General features: G+C 56.1%; 22 protein-coding genes. 9 read left to right on the top strand and 13 right to left on the bottom strand.

All coding sequences use genetic code 11. The annotated features are described in order from the left end of the window. The first annotated feature begins 2 nt into the window (after positions 1–2). Positions 3–668, top strand: a complete 666-nt coding sequence (locus OEL83_03520; GenBank protein MDK9706098.1) for a hypothetical protein — start codon at positions 3–5, stop codon at positions 666–668. A 35-nt stretch (positions 669–703) separates the two neighbouring features. On the opposite strand, the gene OEL83_03515 is transcribed toward OEL83_03520, so the two are convergent. The 8 genes from OEL83_03515 to OEL83_03480 form a co-directional block, all read right to left on the bottom strand. Beyond that, positions 704–1,942, bottom strand: a complete 1,239-nt coding sequence (locus tag OEL83_03515; GenBank protein ID MDK9706097.1) for an ABC transporter permease — start codon at positions 1,940–1,942, stop codon at positions 704–706. Continuing rightward, positions 1,939–2,616 (bottom strand): ABC transporter ATP-binding protein, encoded by a 678-nt coding sequence (locus tag OEL83_03510; GenBank protein ID MDK9706096.1) that lies wholly within the window; start codon positions 2,614–2,616, stop codon positions 1,939–1,941. Before OEL83_03510 ends, OEL83_03515 begins: the two co-directional genes overlap by 4 nt. 5 nt (positions 2,617–2,621) lie before the next feature. After that, positions 2,622–4,073 carry an efflux RND transporter periplasmic adaptor subunit gene (locus tag OEL83_03505; protein MDK9706095.1) on the bottom strand — a complete coding sequence of 484 codons (1,452 nt, stop codon included), beginning with the start codon at positions 4,071–4,073 and terminating at the stop codon, positions 2,622–2,624. A 15-nt stretch (positions 4,074–4,088) separates the two neighbouring features. Then, positions 4,089–5,534: a TolC family protein gene (locus OEL83_03500; protein ID MDK9706094.1), complete on the bottom strand. Its 1,446-nt coding sequence runs from the start codon at positions 5,532–5,534 to the stop codon at positions 4,089–4,091. A gap of 73 nt (positions 5,535–5,607) precedes the next feature. After that, a complete protein-coding gene (locus OEL83_03495) occupies positions 5,608–6,288 on the bottom strand; it encodes a PilZ domain-containing protein (GenBank protein MDK9706093.1) in 681 nt (226 codons plus the stop codon). Between the two features lie 145 nt (positions 6,289–6,433). Further along, positions 6,434–7,660 (bottom strand): hypothetical protein, encoded by a 1,227-nt coding sequence (locus OEL83_03490; GenBank protein MDK9706092.1) that lies wholly within the window; start codon positions 7,658–7,660, stop codon positions 6,434–6,436. 104 nt (positions 7,661–7,764) lie between these two features. After that, positions 7,765–9,129 carry a CsgG/HfaB family protein gene (locus OEL83_03485; GenBank protein ID MDK9706091.1) on the bottom strand — a complete coding sequence of 455 codons (1,365 nt, stop codon included), beginning with the start codon at positions 9,127–9,129 and terminating at the stop codon, positions 7,765–7,767. Positions 9,130–9,134: 5 nt separating this feature from the next. Then, on the bottom strand, positions 9,135–9,869 hold the full coding sequence (locus tag OEL83_03480) for a hypothetical protein (protein MDK9706090.1): 735 nt from the start codon (positions 9,867–9,869) through the stop codon (positions 9,135–9,137). A gap of 345 nt (positions 9,870–10,214) precedes the next feature. On the opposite strand from OEL83_03480, the gene OEL83_03475 reads away from it, so the two are divergent. Beyond that, positions 10,215–10,625 (top strand): hypothetical protein, encoded by a 411-nt coding sequence (locus tag OEL83_03475; GenBank protein ID MDK9706089.1) that lies wholly within the window; start codon positions 10,215–10,217, stop codon positions 10,623–10,625. Between the two features lie 90 nt (positions 10,626–10,715). On the opposite strand, the gene gdhA is transcribed toward OEL83_03475, so the two are convergent. From gdhA to OEL83_03455, 4 genes are all read right to left on the bottom strand, one after another. Beyond that, positions 10,716–12,062, bottom strand: a complete 1,347-nt coding sequence (gdhA, locus tag OEL83_03470; GenBank protein ID MDK9706088.1) for an NADP-specific glutamate dehydrogenase — start codon at positions 12,060–12,062, stop codon at positions 10,716–10,718. Between the two features lie 206 nt (positions 12,063–12,268). Then, positions 12,269–13,624: a 4Fe-4S binding protein gene (locus OEL83_03465; GenBank protein ID MDK9706087.1), complete on the bottom strand. Its 1,356-nt coding sequence runs from the start codon at positions 13,622–13,624 to the stop codon at positions 12,269–12,271. 41 nt (positions 13,625–13,665) lie between these two features. Continuing rightward, complete coding sequence (locus OEL83_03460) at positions 13,666–14,235, bottom strand: 2-oxoacid:acceptor oxidoreductase family protein (protein MDK9706086.1); 570 nt, start codon at positions 14,233–14,235, stop codon at positions 13,666–13,668. Between the two features lie 189 nt (positions 14,236–14,424). After that, entirely contained in the window at positions 14,425–16,293 is a 1,869-nt protein-coding gene (locus tag OEL83_03455) for a thiamine pyrophosphate-dependent enzyme (protein ID MDK9706085.1), read from the bottom strand. 381 nt (positions 16,294–16,674) lie between these two features. On the opposite strand from OEL83_03455, the gene OEL83_03450 reads away from it, so the two are divergent. The 7 genes from OEL83_03450 to OEL83_03420 are packed head-to-tail and all read left to right on the top strand — an operon-like array spanning position 16,675 to position 25,237. Beyond that, positions 16,675–17,151 carry a chemotaxis protein CheW gene (locus OEL83_03450; protein ID MDK9706084.1) on the top strand — a complete coding sequence of 159 codons (477 nt, stop codon included), beginning with the start codon at positions 16,675–16,677 and terminating at the stop codon, positions 17,149–17,151. 4 nt (positions 17,152–17,155) lie between these two features. Further along, positions 17,156–18,595: a tetratricopeptide repeat protein gene (locus tag OEL83_03445; GenBank protein MDK9706083.1), complete on the top strand. Its 1,440-nt coding sequence runs from the start codon at positions 17,156–17,158 to the stop codon at positions 18,593–18,595. Next, the gene (locus tag OEL83_03440) at positions 18,592–19,191 is read left to right on the top strand and encodes a chemotaxis protein CheW (protein MDK9706082.1); all 600 of its coding nucleotides are present in this window, start codon (positions 18,592–18,594) and stop codon (positions 19,189–19,191) included. The genes OEL83_03445 and OEL83_03440 overlap by 4 nt, the downstream gene beginning before the upstream one ends. A gap of 15 nt (positions 19,192–19,206) precedes the next feature. Continuing rightward, the gene (locus tag OEL83_03435) at positions 19,207–21,075 is read left to right on the top strand and encodes a methyl-accepting chemotaxis protein (GenBank protein MDK9706081.1); all 1,869 of its coding nucleotides are present in this window, start codon (positions 19,207–19,209) and stop codon (positions 21,073–21,075) included. 42 nt (positions 21,076–21,117) lie between these two features. Then, positions 21,118–23,379 (top strand): response regulator, encoded by a 2,262-nt coding sequence (locus tag OEL83_03430; GenBank protein MDK9706080.1) that lies wholly within the window; start codon positions 21,118–21,120, stop codon positions 23,377–23,379. Next, positions 23,376–24,458, top strand: a complete 1,083-nt coding sequence (gene cheB / locus OEL83_03425) for a chemotaxis-specific protein-glutamate methyltransferase CheB (GenBank protein MDK9706079.1) — start codon at positions 23,376–23,378, stop codon at positions 24,456–24,458. The genes OEL83_03430 and cheB overlap by 4 nt, the downstream gene beginning before the upstream one ends. Beyond that, positions 24,455–25,237 carry a response regulator gene (locus OEL83_03420; GenBank protein MDK9706078.1) on the top strand — a complete coding sequence of 261 codons (783 nt, stop codon included), beginning with the start codon at positions 24,455–24,457 and terminating at the stop codon, positions 25,235–25,237. Before cheB ends, OEL83_03420 begins: the two co-directional genes overlap by 4 nt. 166 nt (positions 25,238–25,403) lie before the next feature. Here OEL83_03420 and OEL83_03415 read toward each other — a convergent pair whose 3' ends face one another. After that, the gene (locus OEL83_03415; protein ID MDK9706077.1) at positions 25,404–25,778 is read right to left on the bottom strand and encodes a response regulator; all 375 of its coding nucleotides are present in this window, start codon (positions 25,776–25,778) and stop codon (positions 25,404–25,406) included. Between the last annotated feature and the right edge of the window lie 307 nt (positions 25,779–26,085).

The following is a 26,085-nucleotide window of genomic DNA, read 5'->3' as shown; positions in this document are numbered from 1 at the left end:
CGGTGCCTGGCATCCTCCATCATCACCCGTACCCGCCGTTTATTCCCGGCGGGGCGACCCGGCTGATCATTGGCACCCTGCCGCCGCCACGCTTTTCCACCGGCCGCCTGCTGGAGGGTGACGTCGATTTCTGCTACGGCAGCCGGGACAACCTGCTCTGGCCGGCACTCGACACCATCTTCCAGCTGGGGCTACGCTACGACGGCAGCCGAGAGGCGGTGACCGAGAGGGAGGACTTCCTTGTCCGGGAGAAAATCGGTATCTGCGACATCGTCGAGTCCTGCCGCCGGGAAAAAGTGAATGCCTCCGATCTCGGCATGGAGGATATCGTCCTTCGCGACCTTCTTGGCCGGCTGCACCACCATCCTGCCCTCAACGCCCTGATCTTCACCGGCGGCAACACCCGAAATGGCCCGGAATATCTCTTTCGCCGCCAGCTGCGAACCCAGGGTCTGCGACTTGCCGGGGCCAATGCCGATTCACCCCGGCGCCAGTATTTTCACCTCGGGGAGCGGACCGTCCACACCCTGTCGCTCGTTTCTCCGTCAAAAGCCGCCAACCGCGCCATCGGCGGCAACCCGGCCTACAAGCTGCGGCGGGCCGCCGATCCGTCCTTCACCCCGTTTGACTTCCGCGTTGAAAAGTACCGGCAGGTGTTTCTTAGCTGAGAGGCGATCAGTAGACCGGAATTCCTGCCCTGTCCTCACGAATCCCGCAGGGCTAGGGCCGGTTCCAGGGCAGCCGCCCGCCGGGCGGGATGCAGACCAAACAGTACCCCGGTGATGACCGCAAAGGATGGGGCGACAAGGAGACTGAACCAGGAAAACACCACCGGCAGTCCGCCAAGCCATTCAATTGACAGGCCAACCAGGACCCCCGCCACCACTCCCCAGAGCGCCCCGGTCATAGTCAACAGAATCGAGTGACAGAGATACAGGTTGATTATCCTTCGCCGGGAGGCCCCCACCGCCATGCGCAGGCCGATCTCCCGCGTCTGCTCGGCGATATTGGCGAGCATGATATTCATCACGCCGATGCCGCCGACAAGCAGTGACAGGGCGGCAATCGCTCCCATGATCAGGGAAAATACCTTCTGGCTGTCTTCCGCCTCGCGGAGCAGGGTGAGCGGCACGACGATATGAAAGTCCTTGACCTGCCGGTGGCTGCCAAGGACAATCTGGCGGATTTGCTCAGCAAGAAACAGCACGGCCTTGTCCGAGGTCCCATCCAGAGTGACCACCAATCCGTGGAGAAGCAGCCGACTCGCCACCACCCGGGCAAAGGGCATCGAGGAGTAGGGCATGATCACCGCCCTGTCAAAATCCACTGACGACAGCCCGGTGCCTTCGGTGAGCAGCCGGCCCTTTTCGGCCGCGACCCCCACCACCGTCGCCGGATGGTTTTCCATCTGCAGGGTCGAGCCGACGTCGGCCTGCAGGGCAGAAGCAAGGGCATTGCCGATAACACAGTAGTTTTCCCGGTAGGCGACATCCCCTGCCTGGAGGATTCGGCCGCGCGCCGCGCGCAGTCCCTCAGCAGCAAACCAGCCATCGTTGACTCCCAACACCGTTGCCACAACCGTCTTGCTGCCGGCAGTTATCCGAACCGAATCTTTTCTGATAAAGGCCCCGACCTTCCCCCTGCCTCCCAGCCACTGGGCCAGCTGAATGCCATCCTCGTAGACTAGTCCCTGCGACAGATTGATGGTACTCCCGTCCTGTTCCGCTTTAGTTGGGCCGGCCTCGATCCGCAGGGTTTGCAGGCCAAGTGAGCTGAATTTCTGAAAGGCCGCCTGCTTCGCCCCTTCGGTGATCGACAGCATGGCGATCAATGCCGCGACGCCAATGCCGATACCAAGGCCGCTGAGCAGGGAGCGCAGCGGCCGGCGAAACAGGTTGCGCCAGGCGTCCCGGACGTCAAGGAGGAGGGGATGGCGGATCATGCCCAGCCACCGATTTGCAGTTTTTCCAGGCGGATGACCCGGGTGGCGTAGGCAATCCCGTCGGCATCGTGGGTCGCCATGATCACCGAACGGCCCTGTTCCGTCTGTTCTCTCAGTAATTCCAGGATTCTTCTGGAATTGCCGGCATCGAGGCTGCCGGTTGGTTCGTCGGCAAAGATTATCTCCGGCCGGCGGGCAAGGGCCCGGGCAAAAACCACCCTCTGCATCTCGCCGCCGGAAAGGGTATCGGGGTAGCGTGAGGCCAGATCGGCCATACCGACGTAGGCAAGCAGTTCAAGGCACCTGCCTTCAATCGCTGCCTGGGTCTCCGTAGGTCCGTAATGAAAGGGCAGTTGGACATTCTCGACTACCGTCCGGTCGGGCAGGAGGTGGGGCGTTTGGAAGATGAAGCCAAAGCTGAGGTTGCGTAGCCGGGCAATCTCCTCATGGCCCATCGCCGCAAGGCTTTGCCCCCGGTAGCGCACCTCCCCGTGCGAGGGTCTATCGAGACCACTGAGGAGGTTCAGCAGGGTCGATTTGCCGGATCCGGACGGCCCGGTGAGCACCAGAAACTCCCCCGCCTGAACGGCCAGCGACTGTTCGGCAAGGGCCAGGCTGGGTGTATTACCGATGCTGAAGAACCTGGCTATCTTGTCGGCTTCGAGGATCACCATGGCGGCTATTGCCCCGCCCTTTCGATCCGCTCACCTGCCTGCAGGCCCTCAAGGACTTCAACCAGCAGCTGTCCCCGGTCACCGAGAACCACCGGCTGCTCTTCCGCCGCCCCGCCACCACCCAGCTTTCGCACCATGGCCCGAGTCTCTTTATAGAACACCGCGCCGGGTGGAATGGCCACCGCCTCGCTGACCTCACGGTAGATGATCTTGACGGTAACCGACATCCCCACGTGGATCCTGTCGGTGTCGCCGGTCAGACGGACACGGGTGTAAAAGCGCCGCAGATGGCTGTTTTCCTCATCTTCCTTGGCCAAGGTCGCCACCGAATCAACAACACCGGTAAACACCCGTCCCGGGAAGGCATCAACCTCGATCTCGGCCTTCATTCCCGGACCGATGAGGGCGACATCCACCTCCCGCACCTGCAGCTCGGCGATAAGCTCACTGGTATCGGGGACCTCCATGAAGGTTTGACCCACCCAGACGCTATCGCCGATTTGAATCTTTCTTCTGCCGTTTTCCCTTGGCAGGTCTGGATAGAGGAGCACCCCATTTGCCGGTGAGAAGACATCGCAGTTGACCAGTTCGGCCTTGGCATTTTCAAGGGCGGTCCGTTTGTTTTCGACATCGCGACGATATTTTTCCACCTCGGCGGCCCGGTTCTGGACCAGAAGTTCCCCGGTCCGCTTCACCCTTTCGAGATTGCTCTCGGCGCCGCTGACCAGGAGTTCGGCCTCGCGGAGCATCTGCGGCCAGGCATAAGCCTTGAAATTTTCCAGCTCGGCGGTGGCGACGGCGACCTGCTCGGTGGCGGTGGATAGCTTATCGGACGCCTTGTCCCGTTCCCTGGTACTGACATGTCCCTTTTCCAGGAGCAGGTTCATGTCGGCCAGTTCGTTGCGGCTGATTTCCAGTATCCGTTCCGCTTGATGCACCTGCTGCTGCAGGGTCTTGCGCTTCAAGGGCCCCGAGCCGTTTTGAATATTGTCCGCCTGGATCTTGGCGATGGTCACCTTCCGTGTCGCCTCTTCAACCTTGCCGCCTTCCTCCTCTTTTTGCAGGGCAAGCAGTTTCCCGGCAGCAAGATGGGTGGCCTGGGCATCGGCGAAGGCCTGCTCGGCCTTCAACAGGCTGTCGCCGAAGGGCTTGGTGTCGAAGCGGGCAACCAGCATGCCCTTGGTTACCTGGGTCCCTTCCTTGACCATCCAGACGATCTTTGACTGATTGCTGGAGATCTGCGAGCTGATCGGCGAAATTTTCGCAGGGCTGATCACTCCCCGTTCTACAATCTGCAGGGGAAAGGAATGCTTTTCGACAACGATAATCTGTGCTGCCTGGCGGTCCTGGCCGCCGGGCGGCGACATATGCCGCCACGCCCAAAGAACGGCAAGCAGCAAAACGACAATACCTGCGCCAAGAATCTTATATACGCTCAATTTATTTAAAGATGTCATGAGATATCAGAGAAATCACTGGGCGGTTGGCGGTGAGGTTTCGCCTTCAAGGGCCATTTTCACCCAGTTGCGATCAAGCACCCCGAGATTATAGGCGACCGTCACCGCGGCGAGATTGCCGGCGGTAAGCGATCTGGAAATATTGACCTCGGCCTCGGAAAAGGCGGTCTCCGCCCCGAGGACCTCAAGGTTCTCCGACAGGCCTTTTTCGTAGCGGGTCTTGGCGAGGTCTAGGGCCAGTTCCGCCTCGTGTAACCTTCTGACGTTGATCTGGTAGCTGCGATCCTCGGTTACCAGATCAAGAAAGGCACTGCGGGCCTCCTTGCGGATCTTCCGCTGCAGGGCGGCATTGGCCCGCTCCAGCTTGGCCTTTTCGATCTTCTTGCGCACCAAGGCACTCTCTTCGTTGAAGGTGTCGAGCGGCGAAAGCATCTGCAGCTGGACCGACCAGTTGGTCTCGTCCATATCGAGGGAATCCTCGACGGTATTCCCCTCTCCCCGCTGCTCGACGGTGAAGCTGAGGCCGATATCCGGGTCGAGATTCTTTTTCGCCTTAAAGATCTCCAGATCGGCGATTTCCACGGCCACCCGGTGCGCCTGCCAATCGAGACGGGTATTGAGCAACTCCTCCTCCCAGGCCTCGGGCACCACCGGCACCATCTTGGTCACCGTGGTATCAGCCATGACTTCGGTATTTTCGGCAATCCGCAGCAGTTCCTTGAAGGCATCGGCCACCCGCTCCTTCTGGCGAATCTGCGCCTCCCGGACACTTTCGGCGTCAAGGAGGGCCAGTTCCGCCCGGTAGACGTCTACCTTTGAGACGAGGCCGACGGATTGCCGGGAGGTCGCCGAGGCAAGATGGGCTCGGCTTCTCTCCAGAGATTTTTCCGCCTTGGCCATGAGCTGCTCGGACAACACTACATCATAGTAGCGCTGCACGGTATTGAGGATAAGGGTTTGCCTGGCCCGCTCGGCGATGATCTCCTGTTCCTTTTTCCGCAATTCGGCAATATTCAGGTCATTGAGATTGTATTTGCTCCCCCACCGCCGGAACAGGCCCTGCGACACCCGCACATAGGCACGGGAATTCGTGGTGTTCTCAACAACATACCCAGTGCTGTCGTCTATTCTATTGCCGACAAGGCCATAGCTCACCGAGGTGCCCGTCTGGGTTTCCCGGCGCATTTCAAGGCCCAACTGCTGCGACCCGGTACCTTGGCGAAGACCGATGGCCGTTAAGGGAACAATTTTGGTATCAAAATTATGCTCCGCCGCGGCGGTGGCCATTTTGCTCAGTTCCACGGTATCGCGGAGATCGTAGGCTGTATCGCTCTGGGTCAGGGCCAGATCGATGGCCTGCAGCAAACCGGTGCTTTCCGCGGCCTGGCCCTGCTGAAAAATGAGCAGGAAAAAAATAGCCGTCAGGAGGCTGAAGCTGTGTTGAGCAGCTCGTCTGCTCATACGAAACGTATGCCCTTGCTGGGCTACAAAGCTGTTAAACACCCTTAATTTTGCCGTCCTGGCTGGGAAGTGCTCAACGCGATCCATAAATAAGGCATTTCCATAGCTTCTCTTTCTGATCACCACCCAGTCCAATGAATTTTGCGGCAAAGGAATTGGCATCCCCGCGTATGACCTTTGCCTTCATGGCAAATTCGTCCTCGGTAAAATCCTCATTGACGATCGTCACCTGCATGACAAACTCTTCCCCATCGGCAAGGGGCTGGGTAATTGCCGCAACGGAGAAACCACCGGTGGAAATATTTACAAGATTGCCCGTGCCGCATTGCTTGCTGGTCGAATAGGCGATCGGAATATTGTTGACATAAAAACGAATACCGTTGCGTTTGATAGTGTTTTCCAGGGTTTCTCTCGCCTTTTCATGGGTTTTTGCAAAGACCGGGACGATTCCTGACGATACTGACGACAAAAACTTTGCCTGCTCGGTAAGGAGACTATTCCCTTGAACGACCTGCACTATCTCACCCAGGCCGTTGGTCACCAGAAAATTTGCTATCTTTCTGAATGACTTGCCCCTGCTGCCACCGATCTCACATTCGGAAAAATCGTTAATGACATCAAATCCGGGGCTTAAGTCGGCAACTAGAAACGTCACATCGGTATACAGTTTATCAATCTCCTCTTTAGCGAACTCACCGGAAAGTTTAAAGTAGAGCCTGTTCTCAATGACATCCGCCTTTACTGTTAAACCCATCAATCACCTACCCTTGGTTGAGTTGGGGCAGGACCGTCCTCCCTGCCCAATTTCATCAGTCGGCACCTCAGTCTCCGGTGTTTGGTAAAAACAGCGCCAACCAATACCTATCTCCGGCAAATTCCCCTTATTAAACAACAGAATCCTAGCGCCTATAACTCATCTCCCAGCCGGTATCCAGGCTTATGGTAAAGGCCGCCGAGTTGCCGGAGGGAGTACCCCGCATAATTAACGTCAAGCTGGTGATAAAGGGACTGGTACTTACATACTGCTCGGTGAGAACCGACCGCTGAAAGGTCCAGTTGCCACCTCCGGAATGATAGGTCGCGGTACTGGTGGTTGTCGGACATGCGGTTGCGACGTTTGATTGGCTCAGCGAGCCATCCACTGCATAACTTTTTGATCCGCTGACCGTACAGCCGGTTGCCGGGTGCCTGCCGGTAAAGTTCCAGGCACCAAGAATAGTTGTTGAATCAAGCGGCTGGGCCGTGTCGCCATTCGATGAACTATCATCGCCACCACCGGAGGCGAGCGCGACGACGCCACCAGCCACGGCGAGCAAGGCCACCGAACCTATGACAATCTGGGTTGCACTGAGTCCTTCCTCTTCGGCCACCTTGGCTGCCACGGGTGCAGCCTTGGGAGCGGCTGACTTCTCGGCAACCCCAGATTTTGCTACCTGGTTGCCGGGAGCAGTTGAGGCTTCCATACCATCGGCAGCTGCCAGCACATTACTGGAAGCCGCAACCGTACCACCATTTACCGCACCGCCACCGCCTGCCTGGATACCAGCATACAACCCGGCGACCACCCCTAACTTGCCAGCCGATTCAACCGCGTCGTAAACGATATTGTCAGAAAAACCGGCTATCTCGTCCGGCGCCTGCGCCAGTTCAGTGTACACCTGCAGCGGCTCCTGTTCCTCCATATCGGCTATGCCATCCACCACCGTTACCGAATAGGTCTGCGATTTCACGACAACATTGGCCTTGTTCTTTACCAGGATGAGGTATTCAAAGGCTTTGGTGTGGTCAGCGGGGGCCGGCAGAACCCCGGCAAAACTCTGCCGGCCAGATTTCGTCGCCAGGCCCTGCAGGTGATCGGTCCTGTTCAGGGCAATAAAACTATAATCGGCAGCATCCCTTGCCTTGAAATATGCCCGTACGACATCAACCCCTTTCGGGTCGGCGATTTCCGTGTAGACTGTGAGGCGTTTACCCGCTTCGGCCCTGGCAAGCGCCTTATGGACGATTTCCGTGGTCGGCTTGGCCGGTTGGGCCGCCCCCGGCGATGCGGCCATCACCGGGCAATTCAATAAAATCATCAACGGAGTCAGCAATACCGCCAGTATCCTTTTGACTGTTCTCTGCATGTCTTCCCTCCCTTTTTTACCTGTTATACTGTCAATGCCATTACATTGAGTAATAATTTTCTTCCAAGAAATTCCAAGGGTACACTCACTACAAAATACTTTCGTCAATTTCCGCGCATTACCGTCAGCAGCTCCTCCGCCGCCTTTTGCGCCGCAAGGGTCAGCGCATTCATCCGGGCCTTCATTTCGCTGGGTGATTGGATCGCCAGGAAGTCCTGCTGGCTCGTCGCCATATGCAGGGTCTTGCCGCTGGCAACCGCAATGGCCTTGGCCGTCAAGTAGACCGTACTCTGCTGTGCCGCCATCCCTGCTGGACCGGCGACCGCCGCGGTCTGATAGCGCACCGAGCCGGAAATGACCATATCGGCCTTGGCCGATTTGCCGACCTGCACCGCATAGGAGGACAAACCCGTGCGGGCCTGCAGCAGGTTTTCCACCTCTCGCAGATCCTTCTCGGTGACCCAGCCTCCCTGGATGATATTCTGGCCGCCGCTGATGCTGTAGGCCTTATTGATGACATCGTCGGCGGTCAGGACCTGAGCCTTGGCGGCGGCAAAGGACTTGGCCATGGCGTGTTCGGCAAGACTGGTGCCAAGTTCACTGGATTTTCCACCGGCAGTCTTCGGCTTTGGCGAATCTTCAGCCTCGGAAAAGATGAAGAGGACCTTGGGATTTCCCGGCAAGGGTTTAACCGCCACAGGGATCGCCTGCGCCACGTCACTTGCCTGCCGACCGGCTCCACCCGGTTTGGCGGGCAGGCTCGCCAGACTTGCATCGATCTTGGCCACCGCATCCTCAATCGCCATATCGAGCACGGCATTGGCCAGCACCATATCGTTGCCGCCCGCCGCCCCAAAGCCGAGGGTCTGGGTAATCTGCCGGCTCTTTTCGCCCTTGCCCTGGGCCGAGGCAACTATCTCATTGGTGAGGGCGTCCTTGACCGCCAGTTCCAAGGTGACATTGACGATCTGGGTCTTGGCCTTGGAAAAAGCGGTGGAGGCATAATCCATGCGCTCGCCGTAGGAGGTAATCGTCCCCATGAGGAAATAGTCGTTGAGTAGTACCTCATGCACCTTGCGGCCGAGATTTTTATCGGACTGCAGATCAGACCATTCAAGGTTCCGGCGAAACAGTACCTCCTGTAGATTGGTCCAGTCGATGACCTTGTAATTGCCGGTGGCCTGCATCTGCCGGACGATGGTGTCACTGACGCCGTTCGGCTGATACACCAGCCGGCCGCTGGGATGATCGATTGCCACCTTGGCCACGGCAATTGTCCCGAGAGATCCCTGCCGTTCCGGTCTTTTCTGGACCTTGCTAGCGGCCAGTTCCGGCTTAGGCGGCTGTGCCACTTGAGTCTGTGAGACGTTTGTACCGGTCTGACCGACACATCCGGCAAATAAAAGCAAGGCACTGCACGCAAAAAGCAGCACCAAGCGGCTGCGAACTGTCTGGCGCAAACTGATCATTGTCGCTACTCCTCTTTTGCCTTGGTTTCGAAAGCCTTATCCAGCAGGGAATCTTGTCCCGAAACCACCCGCACCGGACCGTCGGGCAGCTGCGCCAGCATCTTGTCCGCCAAGGCATATACAGCTTCCTGCATATTCCCCCCCCCTTCAGTCAGGGCAATATCCAGAAACATATTGATCGGATCAATGGCAAATCTTCTCTTGGCCACTCGATTCTGCAGGGACGACCAGAGGACATTGCCCTGACGATCCTGCAATTTCAAGGAACAGGTAAAGACATAGGAGTTATACACTCCGCCATGCTGCACCGCACCCTGTTCAACCACCCCGGAAAGAAAGCCATCGGCGGAGGTAAGTTTTTGCAGCTCGGCAAAAGGCAGCAATTTCAGCTGCCCGGCATGGGCGACTCCGAGCTTGTACAACGATTCATCGATCAGCCCCGAATCAATCAATGAAAAGCCTTTGGCCCGCAGCCGTTCCTGCAGCCGGGTCCGGAAGTGAAAGGCGATATCTCCCTCGACGGTGAGGTTTTCCATGGGCAGTACCGCCACCTTAAATTCCGGTTGAGCCTTCAGTGCCCGCAGGAACTGTGGGGCTGCCTGCTCGACGACAGCGCCATCCTGCGCTTCCGCATTGACCGGTATCAGACAAAAAATAGTCCCTGGAAGTACTATAAAATGCAGCAAAAGGACCCAAAAAAAGCGGGAAAGACAGCAAGGCATTGCATTCGATGAAATCACTTTTTCTTTCCCCTTTCGGTATGAGAGGCAATTCGACAAGCCATTCTCCCCCTGTGGTCTCATCGCACGCAAGAACACCTTCTTCGTCCCACAATAATTACTATAATTTCATATTGATAACCGGAGCAACACATGGTAGCCTCAAAATTGAATGTACATGAAAGATTCACCTCTTTCAAGCTTGGAAGCGGCATTCTATGGGCACAGAATGCCTATCGGCCTTTTTCCCGAAGGCTATCGGTTGCCAGAGGCTGGCTGTAAAAGGTTCTCTATTATATTCTCAGGCAGTTCAGTCCAGTTATGTTGAGGTACAGTGGTTTCATCTTTATATAAGAGGACAAGCATATGAAAACTCCATTTGCAGCACGACTCGGCACATCTTTTAAACAACAGACTCTGTTAGCTGTTTCAATCATAAGCCTGTCATTTTTTACAACCGCAGACGCTCGGGCGGAACGGTTAAATTGCAATCAACCATCTACCGATATCGAAAAAATGATTTGCGGCGACGAAGAGCTTCGAAAACTCGATAAGACCATGTATGCTTATTTCATTGACGCCCTGAAAACAGATAAAAAGACCGTCATGGAGGAACAAGAGGCCTGGCTAAAAAAACGCAACAAATGTGGCGATATCGAATGCCTGGCACACTCCTATGAAGTACGGATAAAGTCCCTGGGATTAACGAAGTTCCATAATGCCTCCGTAAAATCATTTAAAAACGACATCGAACGAAAATCCAAACAGGCAGATTAACGCAGCCAGAATTAAAATCGTTAGAGCCCACTCCGGCAGTATCAGGCGGCATCGATCGGGGATGCTGCCTGAGCTTTTAATGGTTGTAGTCTACACCACGCCCTGGTCAATCATCGAATTGACCACCTTGACAAAGCCGGCGATGTTGGCCCCCACCACATAGTTGCCGGGAGCACCATAGTGCTCGGCGGTTTCCTTACACATCCGGTGAATATTCTGCATAATCCCCTTCAACCGTTTATCAACCTCCTCACGCGGCCAGTTGAGGCGCATGGAGTTCTGCGACATCTCCAGCCCGGAAACGGAAACCCCGCCGGCATTGGCGGCTTTCCCCGGTCCGTACAGCAGTTTATGGTCGAGGAAGATATTGACGCCTTCCGGAGTGGTCGGCATATTCGCACCTTCGGCTAGTGCAGTGACGCCATTGTTCACCAGGTTGTTGGCATCCTGCTCGTTGATTTCGTTCTGGGTGGCACAGGGGAAGGCGCAGTCGGCCTTATGGTTCCATAGCGGATTGTAGCCGAGGTCATGATCGGCAGCGGTATAGACCGCTTCCGGATACTTTTCGGCATAGGCACTGACCCGGCCGCGGCGAAGGTTTTTCAAATCCTTGAGAAAGGCCAGTTTGGCCCGGTCGATGCCCTGCGGATCATAGATATAGCCGGAGGAATCAGAGCAGGTCACCGGTTTGGCGCCAAGATCGAGGAGTTTTTCGATGGTGTACTGGGCGACGTTTCCGGCCCCGGAGACCAGACAGGTCTTGCCTTCCAGGGTTTGGCTGCGCGTCGCCAGCATCTCCGCGGCAAAGTAGACACAGCCGTAGCCGGTGGCCTCGGGACGAATGAGGCTGCCGCCCCAATTGAGGCTCTTGCCGGTGAGGACACCGGTGAACTCGCCCGCCAGCTTTTTATACATGCCAAAGAGATAGCCGATCTCCCGGGCGCCAACACCGATATCACCCGCTGGCACATCGGTGTTTGGCCCAATATAACGAAACAGCTCGGTCATAAAGCTCTGGCAGAAACGCATGACTTCATTTTCCGACTTGCCCTTGGGATCGAAATCCGCCCCCCCCTTCCCGCCGCCCATGGGCAGCGAGGTCAATGCATTCTTGAAAACCTGCTCGAAGGCCAGGAACTTGAGGATACTGAGATTCACCGAGGGATGGAAACGCAGGCCGCCCTTGTATGGGCCGATGGCGCTGTTCATCTGGATGCGAAAGCCCCGGTTGACCCGGACCTGTCCCTGGTCATCGATCCACGGCACCCGAAACAGAATGACCCGCTCCGGCTCGACAATACGTTCCAGGATCGCCTGACGGCGGTACTGCGGATTCTTGTCCAGCACCGGCTGGATGGACTCGAAAACTTCATGCACGGCCTGTTGAAATTCCCGTTCCTGCGGGTCTCTGTCGAGTACAAATTTAATATTCTCCATGATCTCTCCCGTGGTGTTTTTTATCTGTAGCGATGCCCCAGTATTCATTTGCTCTTTTTGTTATATCACAGCTCACACCTGTATTTCCAGGCGGGCTATCCCATTCATTCCCAAGAAAATTGTATCTTGCTTTTGGCCCTTAAAAGCTGGATTCTCAGCCTGTCTGTTCAAACGAAATCTTTGCCCTTGTGCGGTGCGAAGAGGTGCTAAAGGATCAACAGCAGATAGACGAGGGCCACTCCAGCGACCATGAGCCGCAGCACCTGCCGGGACCGGGCATCGGGCATGGAGGTGGCCTTGCTGCGCTGAAACAGGGAAATGACATAGAGACTGCCAAGGGCGCCCAGGACAAGAAGAAGCAGCGACAATCCATTCAACAGCCAGGGATGTATAGTAAACGAAAGACCGGTGCCCGGCAGATTGAATTGCCCGGCGATTACCGCCGGGAACTTCCCCGCTTCGGTGAGAAGGTAGTCGAGGCGGTAGATCAATTCGCCGCTCAGGGCCAGAGGGGTGAGCACCGGAATCATCGGTGAGGACTGGAGGGGTAAGCCCGTCTTCTTCGTCCCCAGGAAGCGGTTGCCAAGGCTGACAAGGCCGATAAAAGCGAAGAAGCAGAGAAGCAGCAGAGCAGTGAAGATGACCGGCGGAGGCATCCCGGTCGATTGCAAGGTGGCAAAATACCAGTCACTTTCCTGGATGAACCGTGCCCACTGGGAACCGGCGAGAAAGGGTATGATCAAGATGCTGGTAAGTTCGCGGCCCCTGGCGGCTACCACCTCAACAAAGGGATTGCGGAGCAGCAGGCGCGGTGAATCCTTTTCGCAGAGCAGGACACAACGGCCGCAGAGCAGGCAGTCAAGGCTATTGCGGACATTGTGGGCGCCGAGATACACCGGGCAACCGCGCAGGCCCGGCCGTCCCTTCTTGCAGGCGGTTTTACGGCAGGTCCGGCAGGTTTCCTGACTGGCCCGGAGCTCAATCATTGACATCGTGGCGCCTGCTCCAATGATTTTACCCAAGGGACAGACATAGCGGCACCAGGCCTGGTGCTTGAACAGCACGGCCATAATGGTCGCGCCGGCGAGGATGGACAGCAGCAGCAAGGCGGTACCGAGCGGGCTGTGTTTCAGGTCGGTGACCGCTTCGGCCCAGATGATCGCGGCGAAAAGCAGGACGGCGATATGAATGAAATTGCGGCGCAGGGCGTGCGGCGGCTCAAGGTTGAAGCTAAGACCTATCTTCTGCAGCAGACGGCCGATCCCAAGAAAAGGGCAGACCCCGCACCACAGTTTGCCGACGAAAAACCAGCTCAACACCACCCCGGTCCACCACACACCCCAGGCAAGAAACAGGGTGATATTGCGCTCTGGGTCCTGAGGCCCGAAGATCCCCAGGATGATCAGGCCCGAAAAGGCTATATCGCCAAAGGTTCTGAGGATGGCGATATTCGAGCGGTGGGAGAAAAATCTGCGAATGGCCGGGAAGGCGCGAAAGAGGTCGAGCCGCGCCGCCGGATCGAAGGTGAAGAGAATGTGAAGAATAGCTCTCAGTTTCTGCATGGCGGCCGGAAGGTTCAGCCTGCTCCGAAACAGCCCATACTTCAAGCCTGGTGAAAAAGCTGGAGATTTGCCGCAAGCACCGCTCCACTCAGCAGATCTTCCATGGCTCGGAGGAAGTGGTCCGTTTCCAGGCCGGGAATCAGTTTCTGCCGATGAATTGTCGACAGCACAACGATATTTTCCATCCTGGTATCGGGGATATTGGTCCGTGACACACGACAGACCCCTATCCCCCGCTGGGCGCATGCCGCGTCGAGCACATCGGTGCTGATCTCATCTTCCCTGCCCAGTCTCACCCCCAAGGGTTGCAGCGCCGTATCGTAATACACCAGGGTGCCGCCATCGCGCAGGGCCGCCTGCACGGCACGCAGGGCTTCGTGGCGCTCCAGGGCAACCACCAGATCGGCTCCTCTTTCCGGGATGAGCGGCGTATGAACCATGTCGCCGAGGCGGATCTGGGAAATCACCGTGCCGCCGCGCTGGGCCAGGCCATGAGTATCCACCGCCTTGGCGCAATAGCCGGCATAATCCGAGGCCCGCAACAGGATTTCCGAGAGAAGGCCTATTCCCTGGCCACCGACACCGCATAGATAGATATTGAAAGCTTGCATGCTGATTCTCCTTACCGGCTTTAGTACCTTACTCCCGAAAAGCTGTTTTAAAAAACAAGAAAACAAGTTCGGCAAAACCTTGGTGACCAAAAAACCACCAAGGTACGTACACCCCTCAAGGGGGTACTAAAAAGAGTCCCCTCTGCTGTAGGAGGGGTCATACCCATGGGTTGCGGGCGTTAGCCCGCTTTAGCGGGTGATGGCCTTCTGGGAACAGGTCTGGATACACGAACCGTCACCGATGCACAGGTCCTGGTTGACGGTAACCGTACCGTCCGGTCCCCTGGAAAAGCTCGGGCAACCAAAGATCTCGACGCAGGTGTGCAGCCGGGCGCATCGATCTTGATCGATCCTGACGTGCTGGGGGATGAACCCGGTTTTTCGCCTCTGCTTCCTGGCAAACAGCAGCATGCAGGGATGGCGGGCGATAACCACGTTGAAAGTATCGAGGGCCACAGCCTGCCTGACCATATCCGCCAATTCCTGTTGCTTATAGGTATCGGTTTCGAAGATATGCTGGACGCCAAGGCCCTCCAGCACCCGGCGAACCGGGATTGCCTCCGTCACCTCGTTGAAATTCCTGCCCGAACCGGCATGGTCCTGATGACCGGTCATGGCGGTGGTGCCGTTTTCCATGAGCACCAGGGTCAGCGTATGTTTGTTAAACAGGGCGTTAATAATCCCTGGAATCCCGGCGTGGAAGAAGGTTGAATCACCGAGAAAGGCGACCACCTTGCGGGAATCGTTGAAGAGGGTCAATCCGGCGGCGATTGCCGTCGACGCCCCCATGCAGAGCAGAACCTGGCCCATATTGTACGGTTCCTGGAAGCCGAGGGTATGGCAACCGATATCGGCAACGGTGATCGTGCCCTCGGGCAGGGCCTGTTTTATGGCATGGAAGGCACTTCTATGGCCGCAGCCCGGACACATCTGCGGAGGTCTTGGCGAGATTACCTCGGCAGCACCTTCGGCGAAACTTTTTCGTGCCGGAATGCTGTCCGGCCAGGTCTGATGGAGGATATCGCGCACCTTGTCCGGGGTATACTCGCCAACCCAGTCCTCCACCCCTGCCTTGCCAACTATCCGTACCCGCAGATGATGATCAAAGGCCAGGGCCTTGACCTCCTTTTCGAGGGTATCATCAAGCTCCTCCAAGACCTTGACCTCCTGGTGGGCGGCAAGAAAATCGGCAATCACCCGCGACGGTACCGGGTAGACCGAAGCCAGCTTGAGGATGTCGGGCTTTTCAGCAAGCGGCGCCAGCACCTCCTCAACAGAGAGATAGACCATCCCGGAGACGATGATGCCGCGCTGGCTGTTGTTTGCTGCAACCCGGTGGAGATGACGTTCATCCAGCCATTTTTCCACCTGCGGGAGATCGGTCAGGGCCCTGCGTTTTTTCGGGTATACCGCCGATACCAGCGGGATATAGGGGCCATTGGCAGGGTCAAAGCGCGGGGTGTCGCTTGGTTTCACCTGCGGCTTCCAGCCAGCAAAGGCCACCCGTTCCTTGGCATGACAGACATGGGTGGTCATCCTGAGGATGACCGCTTTGCCCATACTTCTGGCAAGGGCTGCGGCCTCTTTGTAATAGCTATAGACCTCGGCGGGACCCGCCGGTTCCAACATCGGCGTGTAGCTCATGCGGGCATAATGACGATTATCCTGCTCGTTTTGTGAGGAGTTGGCACCGGGATCATCGCCAAGAACGATAACCATACCGCCGATAAGATGCAGCAGGCTGAGCTGGACGAAGGAGTCGGAGGCGACATTCAGGCCGACACTCTTGAAAAACACCGTCGACAGATGGCCGTTGAGCGATGCGCCGAAAGCCACCTCGGTGGCAACCTTCTCATTGGTGGAGAACTCAAAATAAAAAGGCCGCCGGGGCAGTGGAATCGACTGGATTGCCGTGGCAATCTCCGGAGTCGGCGAGCCGGGATAGGAAGTAATGACCCGGGTTCCCGATTCGACCATGGCCCGCACCAAAGCCGTGTTCCCCATGACAATCTCGGAAAACGGCGCCTCTGTCAGCAGCATTTCGCCCATATCCTTCATGCGCTTCCTCACTGTTTATTTGAGGGACAAAAACCGGTACTCCAAACCTGTTTCGCCTTAATATGGTATACAGCCGTACGGTAGCAGAAAGCCGGCAACAGGACAACAGAAACAACAAGCCCCTCTCTTGCAGGTCTGGCCTGTCGTTTGTAGAGACCAGCAAGGTTTCCCGTTTTTCCCCGCTTCCGGTGCAATTGCGATGTAACAAAGCCTTGACGTAGCAAAAACGTATTGAAAAATATGGCAAGCTCTGGCTTGATACAACCATGACACTATCCGGTTGATTGCCGATCAAGAACAAATTTGCTCTTGGTCTCTACCTGCGGGGTGCGGATGACATGGTTGCGCCCTTTATCCAATGAGTAAACCAGGACGAACAGAGTGCTACAATTTCTGATATTCCGCTTGGCCGGTTTGCGTTGCGCACTGCAGGTTACCGATATTGAAAGAATTATCCATGCGGTTGCCGTCAATCCCGTACCCAAGGCCCCGCCAATCGTCCTTGGCTTGATCAACGTCGCCGGAGCTATCCTCCCCGTCTTGAACATCCGCGAATTGTTTCGCCTGCCCGAGGTCGAGGCCCGTCTAAGCGATACAATCATTCTCACCCGTACAACCCATCGCCCCATCGCCCTGCTCGTCGATGAGGTTGAGGGCGTCACCGAAATCAGTGCAGAGCATATCCTCCCGCCGGATGCGATCTATCCGGGAATTGACTATCTGCAAGGGGTTAGCAAACTTCGTGATGGAGTCCTCTACATCTATAATCTTGACAGGTTTCTTTCCTCCGCAGATGAATCGGCGATTGACCTGCTGCTGACCAAGGCTGGTTCAATACCAGCTCCCCAGGGAGAGTAAGAGGGTGAGAAAGAGTTCCTCCATGACCTGCGGCAAGACAGATGTCAACCCAGCTCTTCTTGCCAAACTCGGGGCATTCATTGAAACCCATATGGGCCTGCACTATCCACCCGCCCATCTCGACGATCTGGCACGGGGCTTAGGTACCGCAGCATCTGACTTCGGTTTCGACTCGGTGCAGGCCTGTGCAGAGTGGCTGCTTTCTTCCCCCACCCTGCAGCCCATGCAGATTAAGACCCTGGCCAACCACCTGACCATCGGCGAAACGCATTTCTTCCGGGACAAGAAACTCTTCGAAATCCTTGAAACCCAGGTGTTTCCAGAGATCATCAATTCCCGGAGAGGAGGTCAGCAAAACCTCAGAATCTGGAGTGCCGCCTGTTCCTCCGGGGAAGAGCCGTATTCCCTGGCAATCCTTCTGGCTAGGATGCTCCCCGATCTGCAGAACTGGAATATCTCCATTCTGGCCACGGACATCTCCCCTTCCTCGCTGAAAAAGGCTGGCGAAGGGCTGTACAGCGAGTGGTCTTTCCGGGACACCCCGTCTTGGGTGAAGGAGCGGTGTTTTGCCAGGGCAGGTAAGAAATTCCAACTGCATAAGCAATTCAGACGAATGGTTACTTTTGCCCCGATAAATCTCATTGAAGATGGCTACCCGGCGATTATCAACGGCACCAACGCCATGGATATTATCTTCTGCCGCAACGTTCTGATGTACTTTTCCCGGGACCATGCCGAGGCCGTTACCGATAATCTCGCCCGCTGCCTGGTTGACGGCGGCTGGCTGGTTTTCAGCCCCTTTGATTACCCCGGCAGCGAATGTTCAGCAATGGTTCACCGCGTCTCCTTTCCTGGGGCATTGTTCTATAGAAAGGGGCCTAAACCACCGATACCGACGCAGAAAACAACAAATGGGCCTACAAAATCCACGGTTAGGCAGACACTCACCCCGACACCTCCAGTCCAAACAACCCGGCCGGCAATCCCACCCCCTCCACAGGACAAGGCTCAACGAGATCCCCGGGAAAATGAGGATACCACTTCGCTGGCACGGCAGGTGCGGCAGCTGGCAGATCAAGGAAAACTCGCCGAGGCCCTGACCATGTCGGAAGAAGCCGTGAAAAGCGACAAACTGAATCCGTCGCTGTATTATCTTCAGGCCTCTATCCTCCAGGAAATTGGCAAACAGGAAGAAGCCGCGGCGGCCCTGCAGCGGGCGCTGTATATCGATCAGGAATTTGCCGTGGCGCATTTTGCCCTGGGCCATCTGCTGCACCGTCAGAAAAGATACCAGGAGGCGGGAAAACACCTGGAAAAGGCAAGAAGTTTATTGAGCGGATTAGCACCGGAAGATATCCCGCCTGAGGGCGAGGGGATAAGCGCGGGAAGACTGATTGCCCTGATACATACCATGACCGGAGACAGGCAGAGGAGAGCTGAATGAGCCGGAAACAGATCGATTGGCAGGAAATTCGTCACCAGGTGGAAGCAATCGGCGTTATGATCGCCAAAGGTCATAACCCGGCTCCGCAGGAGGTGGACCGGATACTGCGGCAACGGGCCGAAAGCCTCGCCAGAGAGCAGGTAGAGCCAGTCACCGGGGATTCCCTGCATGTCGTGGAATTTCTGCTGGCGAATGAGCGCTACGCCATTGAGTCGCATTTCGTCAGTGAGGTCAACCCCATGGACGACTATACCCCCCTGCCCGGGGTGCCGCCATTTGTTCTCGGTTTGGTGAACGTGCGCGGACGAATTCTTTCGGTTATCGACCTTAAGAAATTTTTTAACATGCCGCCGCAAGGGATAAGTGACCTGAATAAAATCATCATCATCGATGACGGCACCATGGAGTTCGGCATCCTTGCCGACGCGATACTCGGCATACAAAACCTCGCAGTCAGCAGCATCGCCCCACCGCCACCGGCCTTGACCGGTATCGGCCGGGAATTTCTCCGGGGTATCAGCGGAGAGCATATCATCGTCCTCGATGCCGCCAGGATCATAGGACATAAAAATATCGTGGTTCACGAAGAAGTTTGATGACAAGGAGAAGATATGAAATGGTTTATTAACCTCACCACACGGGCGAAACTCTTGCTCAGCTTCGGCTTGATGACCGTATTTCTGCTGATCGTCATTGCCAGTGCCCACCAAGGGTTTTCCATCCTGCATCAGTCCCAGGAGGAACTCTTTCAGAACGATTTCCTGCCCGCGGTCCAGCTGGTCGAGTTGCGGTCGACGCAAAACCGTGCCCGCACCCAGCTTCTGGAAATGATGATGACCACCGATAAGGTAAAACATCAGGAGTTGGAGAAAGATATCCGGGAAAGAAGCAGGGATATTGATGAGGGACTTAAGGTCGTCTCCGAATCCTTAAAAAGCCATCCTCTGGATTTACAGAAAATCTCCGAAATGGCCGCCCTTCTGGTGGAATACCGGAGGGTCAGGGATACCCAAATAGCCTTGATCCATGCCGGCAAGAGCGGCGAAGCGGCAGGCCTTGAGGCCTCCGAACAGATTGAGCGCTACAACCGCATCCGCGGCATTGCCAGGGAACTCGGCAATGCCGCCATCACCGAGGCAAAGACCCGTATCGCCGAAGCCAACGCCAGGGCGGAATTGCTGTCAAAGATCTTTATCGCGATCGGCGTCCTCGTCTTCACGTGCAGCGTGGCCGCCGCCTTCTTCTTGAGTCACCTGATCGCCAAACCGCTACAGGAGCTAACCGCAGCGGCTAAACGAATTTCCGCCGGCGATCTCGGTGTCACCATAGAAGAGAAGGACCGGCAGGACGAGGTTGGACACCTGACGATGGCATTCACCGCCATGGTTCGCTATCTTCAGGATATGGCGGCGATATCCAGGCAAATCGCCCAAGGCAACCTGGCGGTGACGGTTCAACCGGCCACCGACAAGGATATCCTCGGTATCGCCTTTGTTGATATGACAGGCTATCTCAAAAACATCGCCGCCTTGTCGCAAAGGGTCTCGGAAGGGGATCTAACAGCCACGGTACAACCGGTTTCCGGCAAAGACATTCTCGGCATCGCCTTTGCCAATATGCTTGGTAACCTGCGGAAAATAAACGAGGAGATCGGTGACGGCGTCAATGTTCTGGCCTCTTCCGCTGGCGAGATCCTCGCTTCGACCAACCAGATCGCCTCGGCAATGGCCGAGACGGCGACATCGGTTGCCGAGACGACGGCGACGGTCGAGCAAAGCAAGCAAACCGCCCTGCTGTCTTCAAAGAAAGCCCGGAGTGTTTCGGAAAACGCCCAGAAAGCAGTGCAGGTCGCCGAACAAGGCTATGCCAATGTATCGGAGACCTTGACCGGCATCAATCATATCAAGCAGCTCATGGAGACCGTTGCCGAGAGCGTAGTCCTCCTCAGCGAACAGACCCAGGCCATCGGCGAGATCACCGCTGTCGTCACCGACCTTGCCCAGCAGTCAAACCTTTTGGCGGTGAATGCGGCGATAGAGGCATCGAAGGCGGGAGAGCACGGCAAGGGCTTTTCGGTGGTGGCCGTGGAAATCAAAAGTCTCGCCGACCAGTCGAAGCAGGCGACGGAGCAGGTGCGAAAGATTCTAGGCGATATCCAGAAGGCAACCGTCAAATCGGTACTCGCTGCTGAACAGGTCAGTAAGGCGGTGGAAGGCGGGGTCAAGCAGTCGGCCGAGTCCGGCGAGTCGATCCATAAACTGGCTGAAAATATCGGCCAGGCGGCACAGGCGGCGGAACAGATAGCGGTCTCCAGCCAGCAGCAGCTGGCCGGAATGGAGCAGGTGGCCATCGCCATGGAAAATATCAAACAGGCGACCCACCAGAACGTCCTGGGGACCAAGCAAGTGGAGAATGCAGCGCATACCTTGAATGAATTCGGACAAAAACTCAAGGAGATGGTATCGCGGTTCAAGGTGTGAAAAGCTACAGAACCGCGAACCGGAAAAAGAAAAGGAACTGCCATGGGCAACGAGGACGCCGAATTCCTAAAGAAATTGCTGGCCATGTTCAAGGTGGAGGCCCGCGAGCACCTCGCCGCGATCTCCACCGGGCTCAGCATGCTGGGTAAAGACGATGGGCAAAACCATGCCGGTATCGTCGAAACCATGTTTCGGGAGGCGCATAGTCTGAAAGGTGCTGCCCGGTCGGTGAACATGACCGATATCGTCTCCCTCTGCCAGTCGGTGGAGAGTGTCTTCTCGGCCATGAAACATGGCCGCCTCGCTCCTACAACAGGGACAACAGATCTGCTGCAACATGGTGTCGATTTTTGTTACGAACTGATCGACAGTGAAAAGCCGACGGGCGCAAAAAGTGCAAAACTGCAGGATCTCATGCTGCGGCTGGACGACGCGATTTGCGGAGGACCACCGGGCCGAACTGAAGCATTCGGTGCTGTAGCCCTGGGAATGCGGTCAACGCAAGACACTGCGCCCCCGGAGCAGCCGGAGCCTCGGGCTACGGCCGACTGGCCGAAAGAACCTCCTCAGCCACCACCATTGCCGGCCGCTGCGGTTTCGTCCCCGGCTGCGCCGGAAACCATCAGGATTGCCACCGCCACCCTTGATGGACTCCTCCTGCAAGCCGAGGAGCTGATCGGCATCAAGCTGGCGATAGGGCAACGTCTCTCTGACTTGCAGGATTTGCGAAAAGATTTTGACTCGTGGAAAAAGGACCATGGACATTACCGTTCCTCGGCCGGACTATCATCTGCTGCTACCTTCCCACTATCCTTGACCAACAAGCTGGCAAGTCTCGTCAAGAACGCCGAAGCAGATTACCGCATGTCCGGTATGCAGATCGATACGCTGCTGCATGACATGAAGAAAACCTTGATGCTGCCTTTTTCAGTAATGTTTGATATGTTTCCGATGTTCGTTCGCAATCTGGCCAGTGCGGCAGGGAAAAAAGCCGAGTTGCTGCTGGAAGGCGGGGAAATAGAGATTGACCGGCGGGTTCTGGAAGAGATGAAAGATCCGCTCATCCATCTGCTGCGCAACTCTCTTGATCACGGCATTGAGGCCCCAGCGGAACGGCTGCAAAAGAACAAAGCCGCCGGTGGAATCGTCAAAATCAGGGTCGCTTCCCGCGACAACAAGATCGAGATTACCGTGGCCGATGACGGATGCGGCTTTGATATAAAAAAAATCGTCACCTCGGCCGTCAAAAGCGGCAGGGTATCCCAGGAAGCTGCCGGCAGCCTCGGCAAAGAGGAAACGCTATTATTGCCATTTCAATCCGGCGTTACGACAAGTCCGATCATAACCGACATCTCCGGCCGCGGGCTCGGCCTGGCCATCGTCAGGGAAAAGGTCGAGAAACTCAATGGCACGGTGGCAGTCGAGAGCATCCCGGATTCCGGGACTACATTTCGGATGGTGGTACCACTGACCCTGGCAACCCTCCGGGGAACCCTGATCACCGTGTCCGGCCAGGTGTTCGTTCTCCCTTCCACCAATATCGAACGGGTGGCAAGAACCAAAAGGGAGACCATTCAAACCGTCGAGAACCGCCAAACCATCATGTTTGCTGGACAGGCCATTGCCCTTGTCAGACTTGGCGATGTATTGGGGCTGCACGACCCCCGCAACCAGCGGCAACCTGATAATTCCTCTCTGCAAATCGTGATCCTGGGCGCGGCGGAAAGGCGAATGGCCTTTGCGGTTGACGAAATCATCTGCGAACAGGAGGTGCTGGTAAAACCTCTCGGTAAACAGCTGTCGCGGGTCAGAAATATCATGGGCGCAACCGTTCTGAGCAATGGCAAGGTGGTCCCTGTCCTCAATGTCCCCGATCTGCTGAAGACTGCCCTGCAAAGCCCGGCGACAATCACGGCAGGATCCCTGATTCAGGCCGAGAAAAAAAGCAGGGTCCTGGTGGCCGAGGACTCGATCACCGCCCGGATGATGCTGAAAAATATTCTTGAATCATCAGGTTACATCGTCCAGACGGTGGTTGACGGCATGGATGCCTTCACGGCCCTCAACAACCGGGACTTCGATCTTGTCGTCTCCGACGTGGAGATGCCGAGGATGAACGGTTTTGAACTCACCACCAAGATCCGCGCCGACAATAAATTCTCGGAAATGCCGGTTATCCTGGTGACCGCCCTCGAATCCAGGGAAGACCGGGAACGCGGTATAGATTGTGGCGCCAACGCCTATATCGTTAAAAGCAGTTTTGACCAAAGCAACCTTCTGGAGGTCATCGGAAGACTCACATGATCAAGGTACTAGTCGTCGAAGACTCTCCGGTTGCCCGCGAGCTGCTCATCCATATTCTCCGTTCCGACCCGGGGATAGAGGTCATAGGCTCGGCCAAGAATGGCAGAGAGGCGGTGGAATTTGTCGCCTGCCACAAGCCGGATCTCGTTACCATGGATATCTACATGCCCGAGATGGACGGTTTCGAGGCCTCGCGATGCATTATGGAAAACACCCCCGTGCCAATAGTGATGGTGACGGCAAGCCCAGACATGCAGGAACTAGATGCCTCGTTTCGGGCCATAGAAACCGGGGCGCTGACAATCCTGCAGAAGCCGCAGGGGCCGGGGCATCCCAACTACACCAAGCACGCCAGCACCTTGATTTCCACGGTAAAACTGATGTCGGAGATCAAGGTGGTCAAACGCTGGCCCCGGACCGGGGAGAGGCTGCCGCAAATGCCCTTGAACCGCGGAACTACCTCTCCCCACCACGCCACCCCGATGGAGATCGTGGCGATCGGCGCCTCAACCGGCGGTCCGCCGGTCATCGAAAAGATCCTGGCGGCGCTGCCGCACAGTTTTCCCCTGCCCATTTTGATTGTCCAGCATATGGCCGAGGGTTTTGTCCAGGGATTTGCCGAATGGCTGGGCCAGACATCCACCCTGCCGGTGCAGGTGCCTGTGCATGGCAGCATCACCCGTCCTGGTCATGTCTATCTCGCTCCGGATGGCGTGCAGATGCGAATTGACGTGGGACGAAGGCTCAGTTGCCAGAAAGAAGACCCGGAAAATGGTCTTCGTCCCGCAGTTTCCTGCCTGTTTCGCTCAGTCGCGGAAGTATTTGGCAAAAAGGCAGTGGGCGTACTGCTCACCGGGATGGGCAGGGATGGGGCTTCGGAACTGAAGCTGTTGCGAGACAAGGGAGCGGTGACAATTGCGCAGAACGAAGAAACCTCGGCGGTCTACGGCATGCCGGGTGAAGCGGTGAAGCTGGACGCTGCCAGGTACATTCTGCCGGCCGACAAAATTGCAGCGCTATTGACAGGTATTGCCATAGCCGGAACAAAAAACCAAGAGGCTACACAAAGATCTTTATGAACGATACAGCACAGAGGACTCAGCTTAACATCCTCATTGTCGAAGACAGCAAGACCCAGGCCGAGAAATTGCGATATATCCTTGAAAAAAGGAATTTTCGGGTCTCCACTGCCGCCAATGGCCGGGAGGCAATGTTTTCCATGCGGAGACAGCTGCCGGACATCGTCGTCACCGACATCGTAATGCCGGAGATGGACGGATACGAACTCTGCAAACATATCAGGGCCGACGACAAGTTGCGGAAAGTACCGGTGATTCTCATCACCTCCCTCGCCGAACCGACGGATGTCATCAAAGGACTTGCGGCCGGCGCCAGCAACTTTATCACCAAACCCTTCGATGAAACCTATATCGTCTCACGCATCGAGCATCTTATCGCCAATGCCGGGCTGCGCAACAAACCGGAAACAGTGATGAACATCAAGGTGTCTTTCTCCGGAAAAGACTACCTCATCAACGCTCAGCCGCTACAGATCCTCGACCTGCTGTTGTCCACCTATGAAAATGCCTACCGGCAAAACCGGGAATTGCTGATCACCCAAAAAAAGCTGACAGAGGCCAATGCGCGGCTGGAGGAGGCCCTGGCAAGCGTCAAAACCTTGAGCGGCCTGATCCCGATCTGCGCCAACTGCAAGAAAATCCGCCAAGACAGTGGTTTCTGGCAACAGATCGAGGCATATATCGGCGACCACTCCAATGCCCGGTTCAGCCATGGTATCTGCCCGGATTGTGCGAAAACCCTATACCCCGACCTTTTTGGTAAACCCGAAACAAAATAAAATAAAGCTGAGTGGCGCGGCTCGCCCGCTCACACGAAACATATGCCCTTGCGGTATTTCGCTGAGTCCAGCAGCTTCGTCCGCACATACGAAGCTTGTGCCCCTGGGGTACGAATTGGCAGACAAAGCGGCAAGGTGCCCTATTGGAAATCGGCCCAGCCCAAGATCACCTGTTGATGCATTTTTCCAACATGCTGGTAAAGGTCTGATAGGCTAACGGCTTGCGCAGATATCCTGCGGGGTGCAGGGGAACCAGCTTGGCCATGTTGGCCTCGCCAAGATAGCCTGAGGCGATGATGACGCAGATATCTTCACGTATTTGCTTTAGTTGCTGAAACGTCGCGATGCCGTCCATGCGCGGCATCTCAATATCCAGGACAACACAGGCTATTGCCTCTTTATGCGCCTGAAAAACGGCCAGTGCCTCAAATCCGTCACGAGCAATCAGGGTCGAAAAGCCGAAGGACTTCACCATCGATTCGGCAATTGCCAGACAAATAGTATCGTCATCGACAAGTAAAACTACCCGGGGCTGTGGCATATGGCTTCGATTTCTTCCGGAAAAAGCATTTAAATTGGTTCGGTGGATAATTGCCTAATAGAATCAGTTCGATATCTTCGCCTGAAAGTAGCATCTCACGAGTCAAAGATCAAAATCTTTTTGGGATGAGATTCTTTTTCTTGATAGTCTAAGGATCACCATCACTATGCGAATGATGCGGGGAGTTGGCCGCCGGCAAATCGGCAAAGAAGCAGCCGGGGCATAGGCAGGAATATGTATGAATACTGCCGCTTCTAATTGAAGATGGAAACAGAGCTGAAACAAGCTGCGACGAGGCAGTCCAGCA

The sequence above is a fragment of the Desulforhopalus sp. genome (assembly GCA_030247675.1).
GTDB lineage: Bacteria > Desulfobacterota > Desulfobulbia > Desulfobulbales > Desulfocapsaceae > Desulforhopalus_A.
This window is presented reverse-complemented; position numbering and strand designations above follow the sequence as displayed.

Coding starts and splice junctions, on each gene's coding strand:
- cheB (MDK9706079.1), top strand. CDS start 23,376: ATGATCAAGGTACTAGTCGTCGAAGACTCTCCGGTTGCCCGCGAGCTG.
- OEL83_03415 (MDK9706077.1), bottom strand. CDS start 25,778: ATGCCACAGCCCCGGGTAGTTTTACTTGTCGATGACGATACTATTTGT.
- OEL83_03430 (MDK9706080.1), top strand. CDS start 21,118: ATGGGCAACGAGGACGCCGAATTCCTAAAGAAATTGCTGGCCATGTTC.
- OEL83_03515 (MDK9706097.1), bottom strand. CDS start 1,942: ATGATCCGCCATCCCCTCCTCCTTGACGTCCGGGACGCCTGGCGCAAC.
- gdhA (MDK9706088.1), bottom strand. CDS start 12,062: ATGGAGAATATTAAATTTGTACTCGACAGAGACCCGCAGGAACGGGAA.
- OEL83_03505 (MDK9706095.1), bottom strand. CDS start 4,073: ATGACATCTTTAAATAAATTGAGCGTATATAAGATTCTTGGCGCAGGT.
- OEL83_03490 (MDK9706092.1), bottom strand. CDS start 7,660: ATGCAGAGAACAGTCAAAAGGATACTGGCGGTATTGCTGACTCCGTTG.
- OEL83_03510 (MDK9706096.1), bottom strand. CDS start 2,616: ATGGTGATCCTCGAAGCCGACAAGATAGCCAGGTTCTTCAGCATCGGT.
- OEL83_03455 (MDK9706085.1), bottom strand. CDS start 16,293: ATGAAGGATATGGGCGAAATGCTGCTGACAGAGGCGCCGTTTTCCGAG.
- OEL83_03420 (MDK9706078.1), top strand. CDS start 24,455: ATGAACGATACAGCACAGAGGACTCAGCTTAACATCCTCATTGTCGAA.
- OEL83_03440 (MDK9706082.1), top strand. CDS start 18,592: ATGAGCCGGAAACAGATCGATTGGCAGGAAATTCGTCACCAGGTGGAA.
- OEL83_03460 (MDK9706086.1), bottom strand. CDS start 14,235: ATGCAAGCTTTCAATATCTATCTATGCGGTGTCGGTGGCCAGGGAATA.
- OEL83_03435 (MDK9706081.1), top strand. CDS start 19,207: ATGAAATGGTTTATTAACCTCACCACACGGGCGAAACTCTTGCTCAGC.
- OEL83_03485 (MDK9706091.1), bottom strand. CDS start 9,129: ATGATCAGTTTGCGCCAGACAGTTCGCAGCCGCTTGGTGCTGCTTTTT.
- OEL83_03500 (MDK9706094.1), bottom strand. CDS start 5,534: ATGAGCAGACGAGCTGCTCAACACAGCTTCAGCCTCCTGACGGCTATT.
- OEL83_03465 (MDK9706087.1), bottom strand. CDS start 13,624: ATGCAGAAACTGAGAGCTATTCTTCACATTCTCTTCACCTTCGATCCG.
- OEL83_03495 (MDK9706093.1), bottom strand. CDS start 6,288: ATGGGTTTAACAGTAAAGGCGGATGTCATTGAGAACAGGCTCTACTTT.
- OEL83_03475 (MDK9706089.1), top strand. CDS start 10,215: ATGAAAACTCCATTTGCAGCACGACTCGGCACATCTTTTAAACAACAG.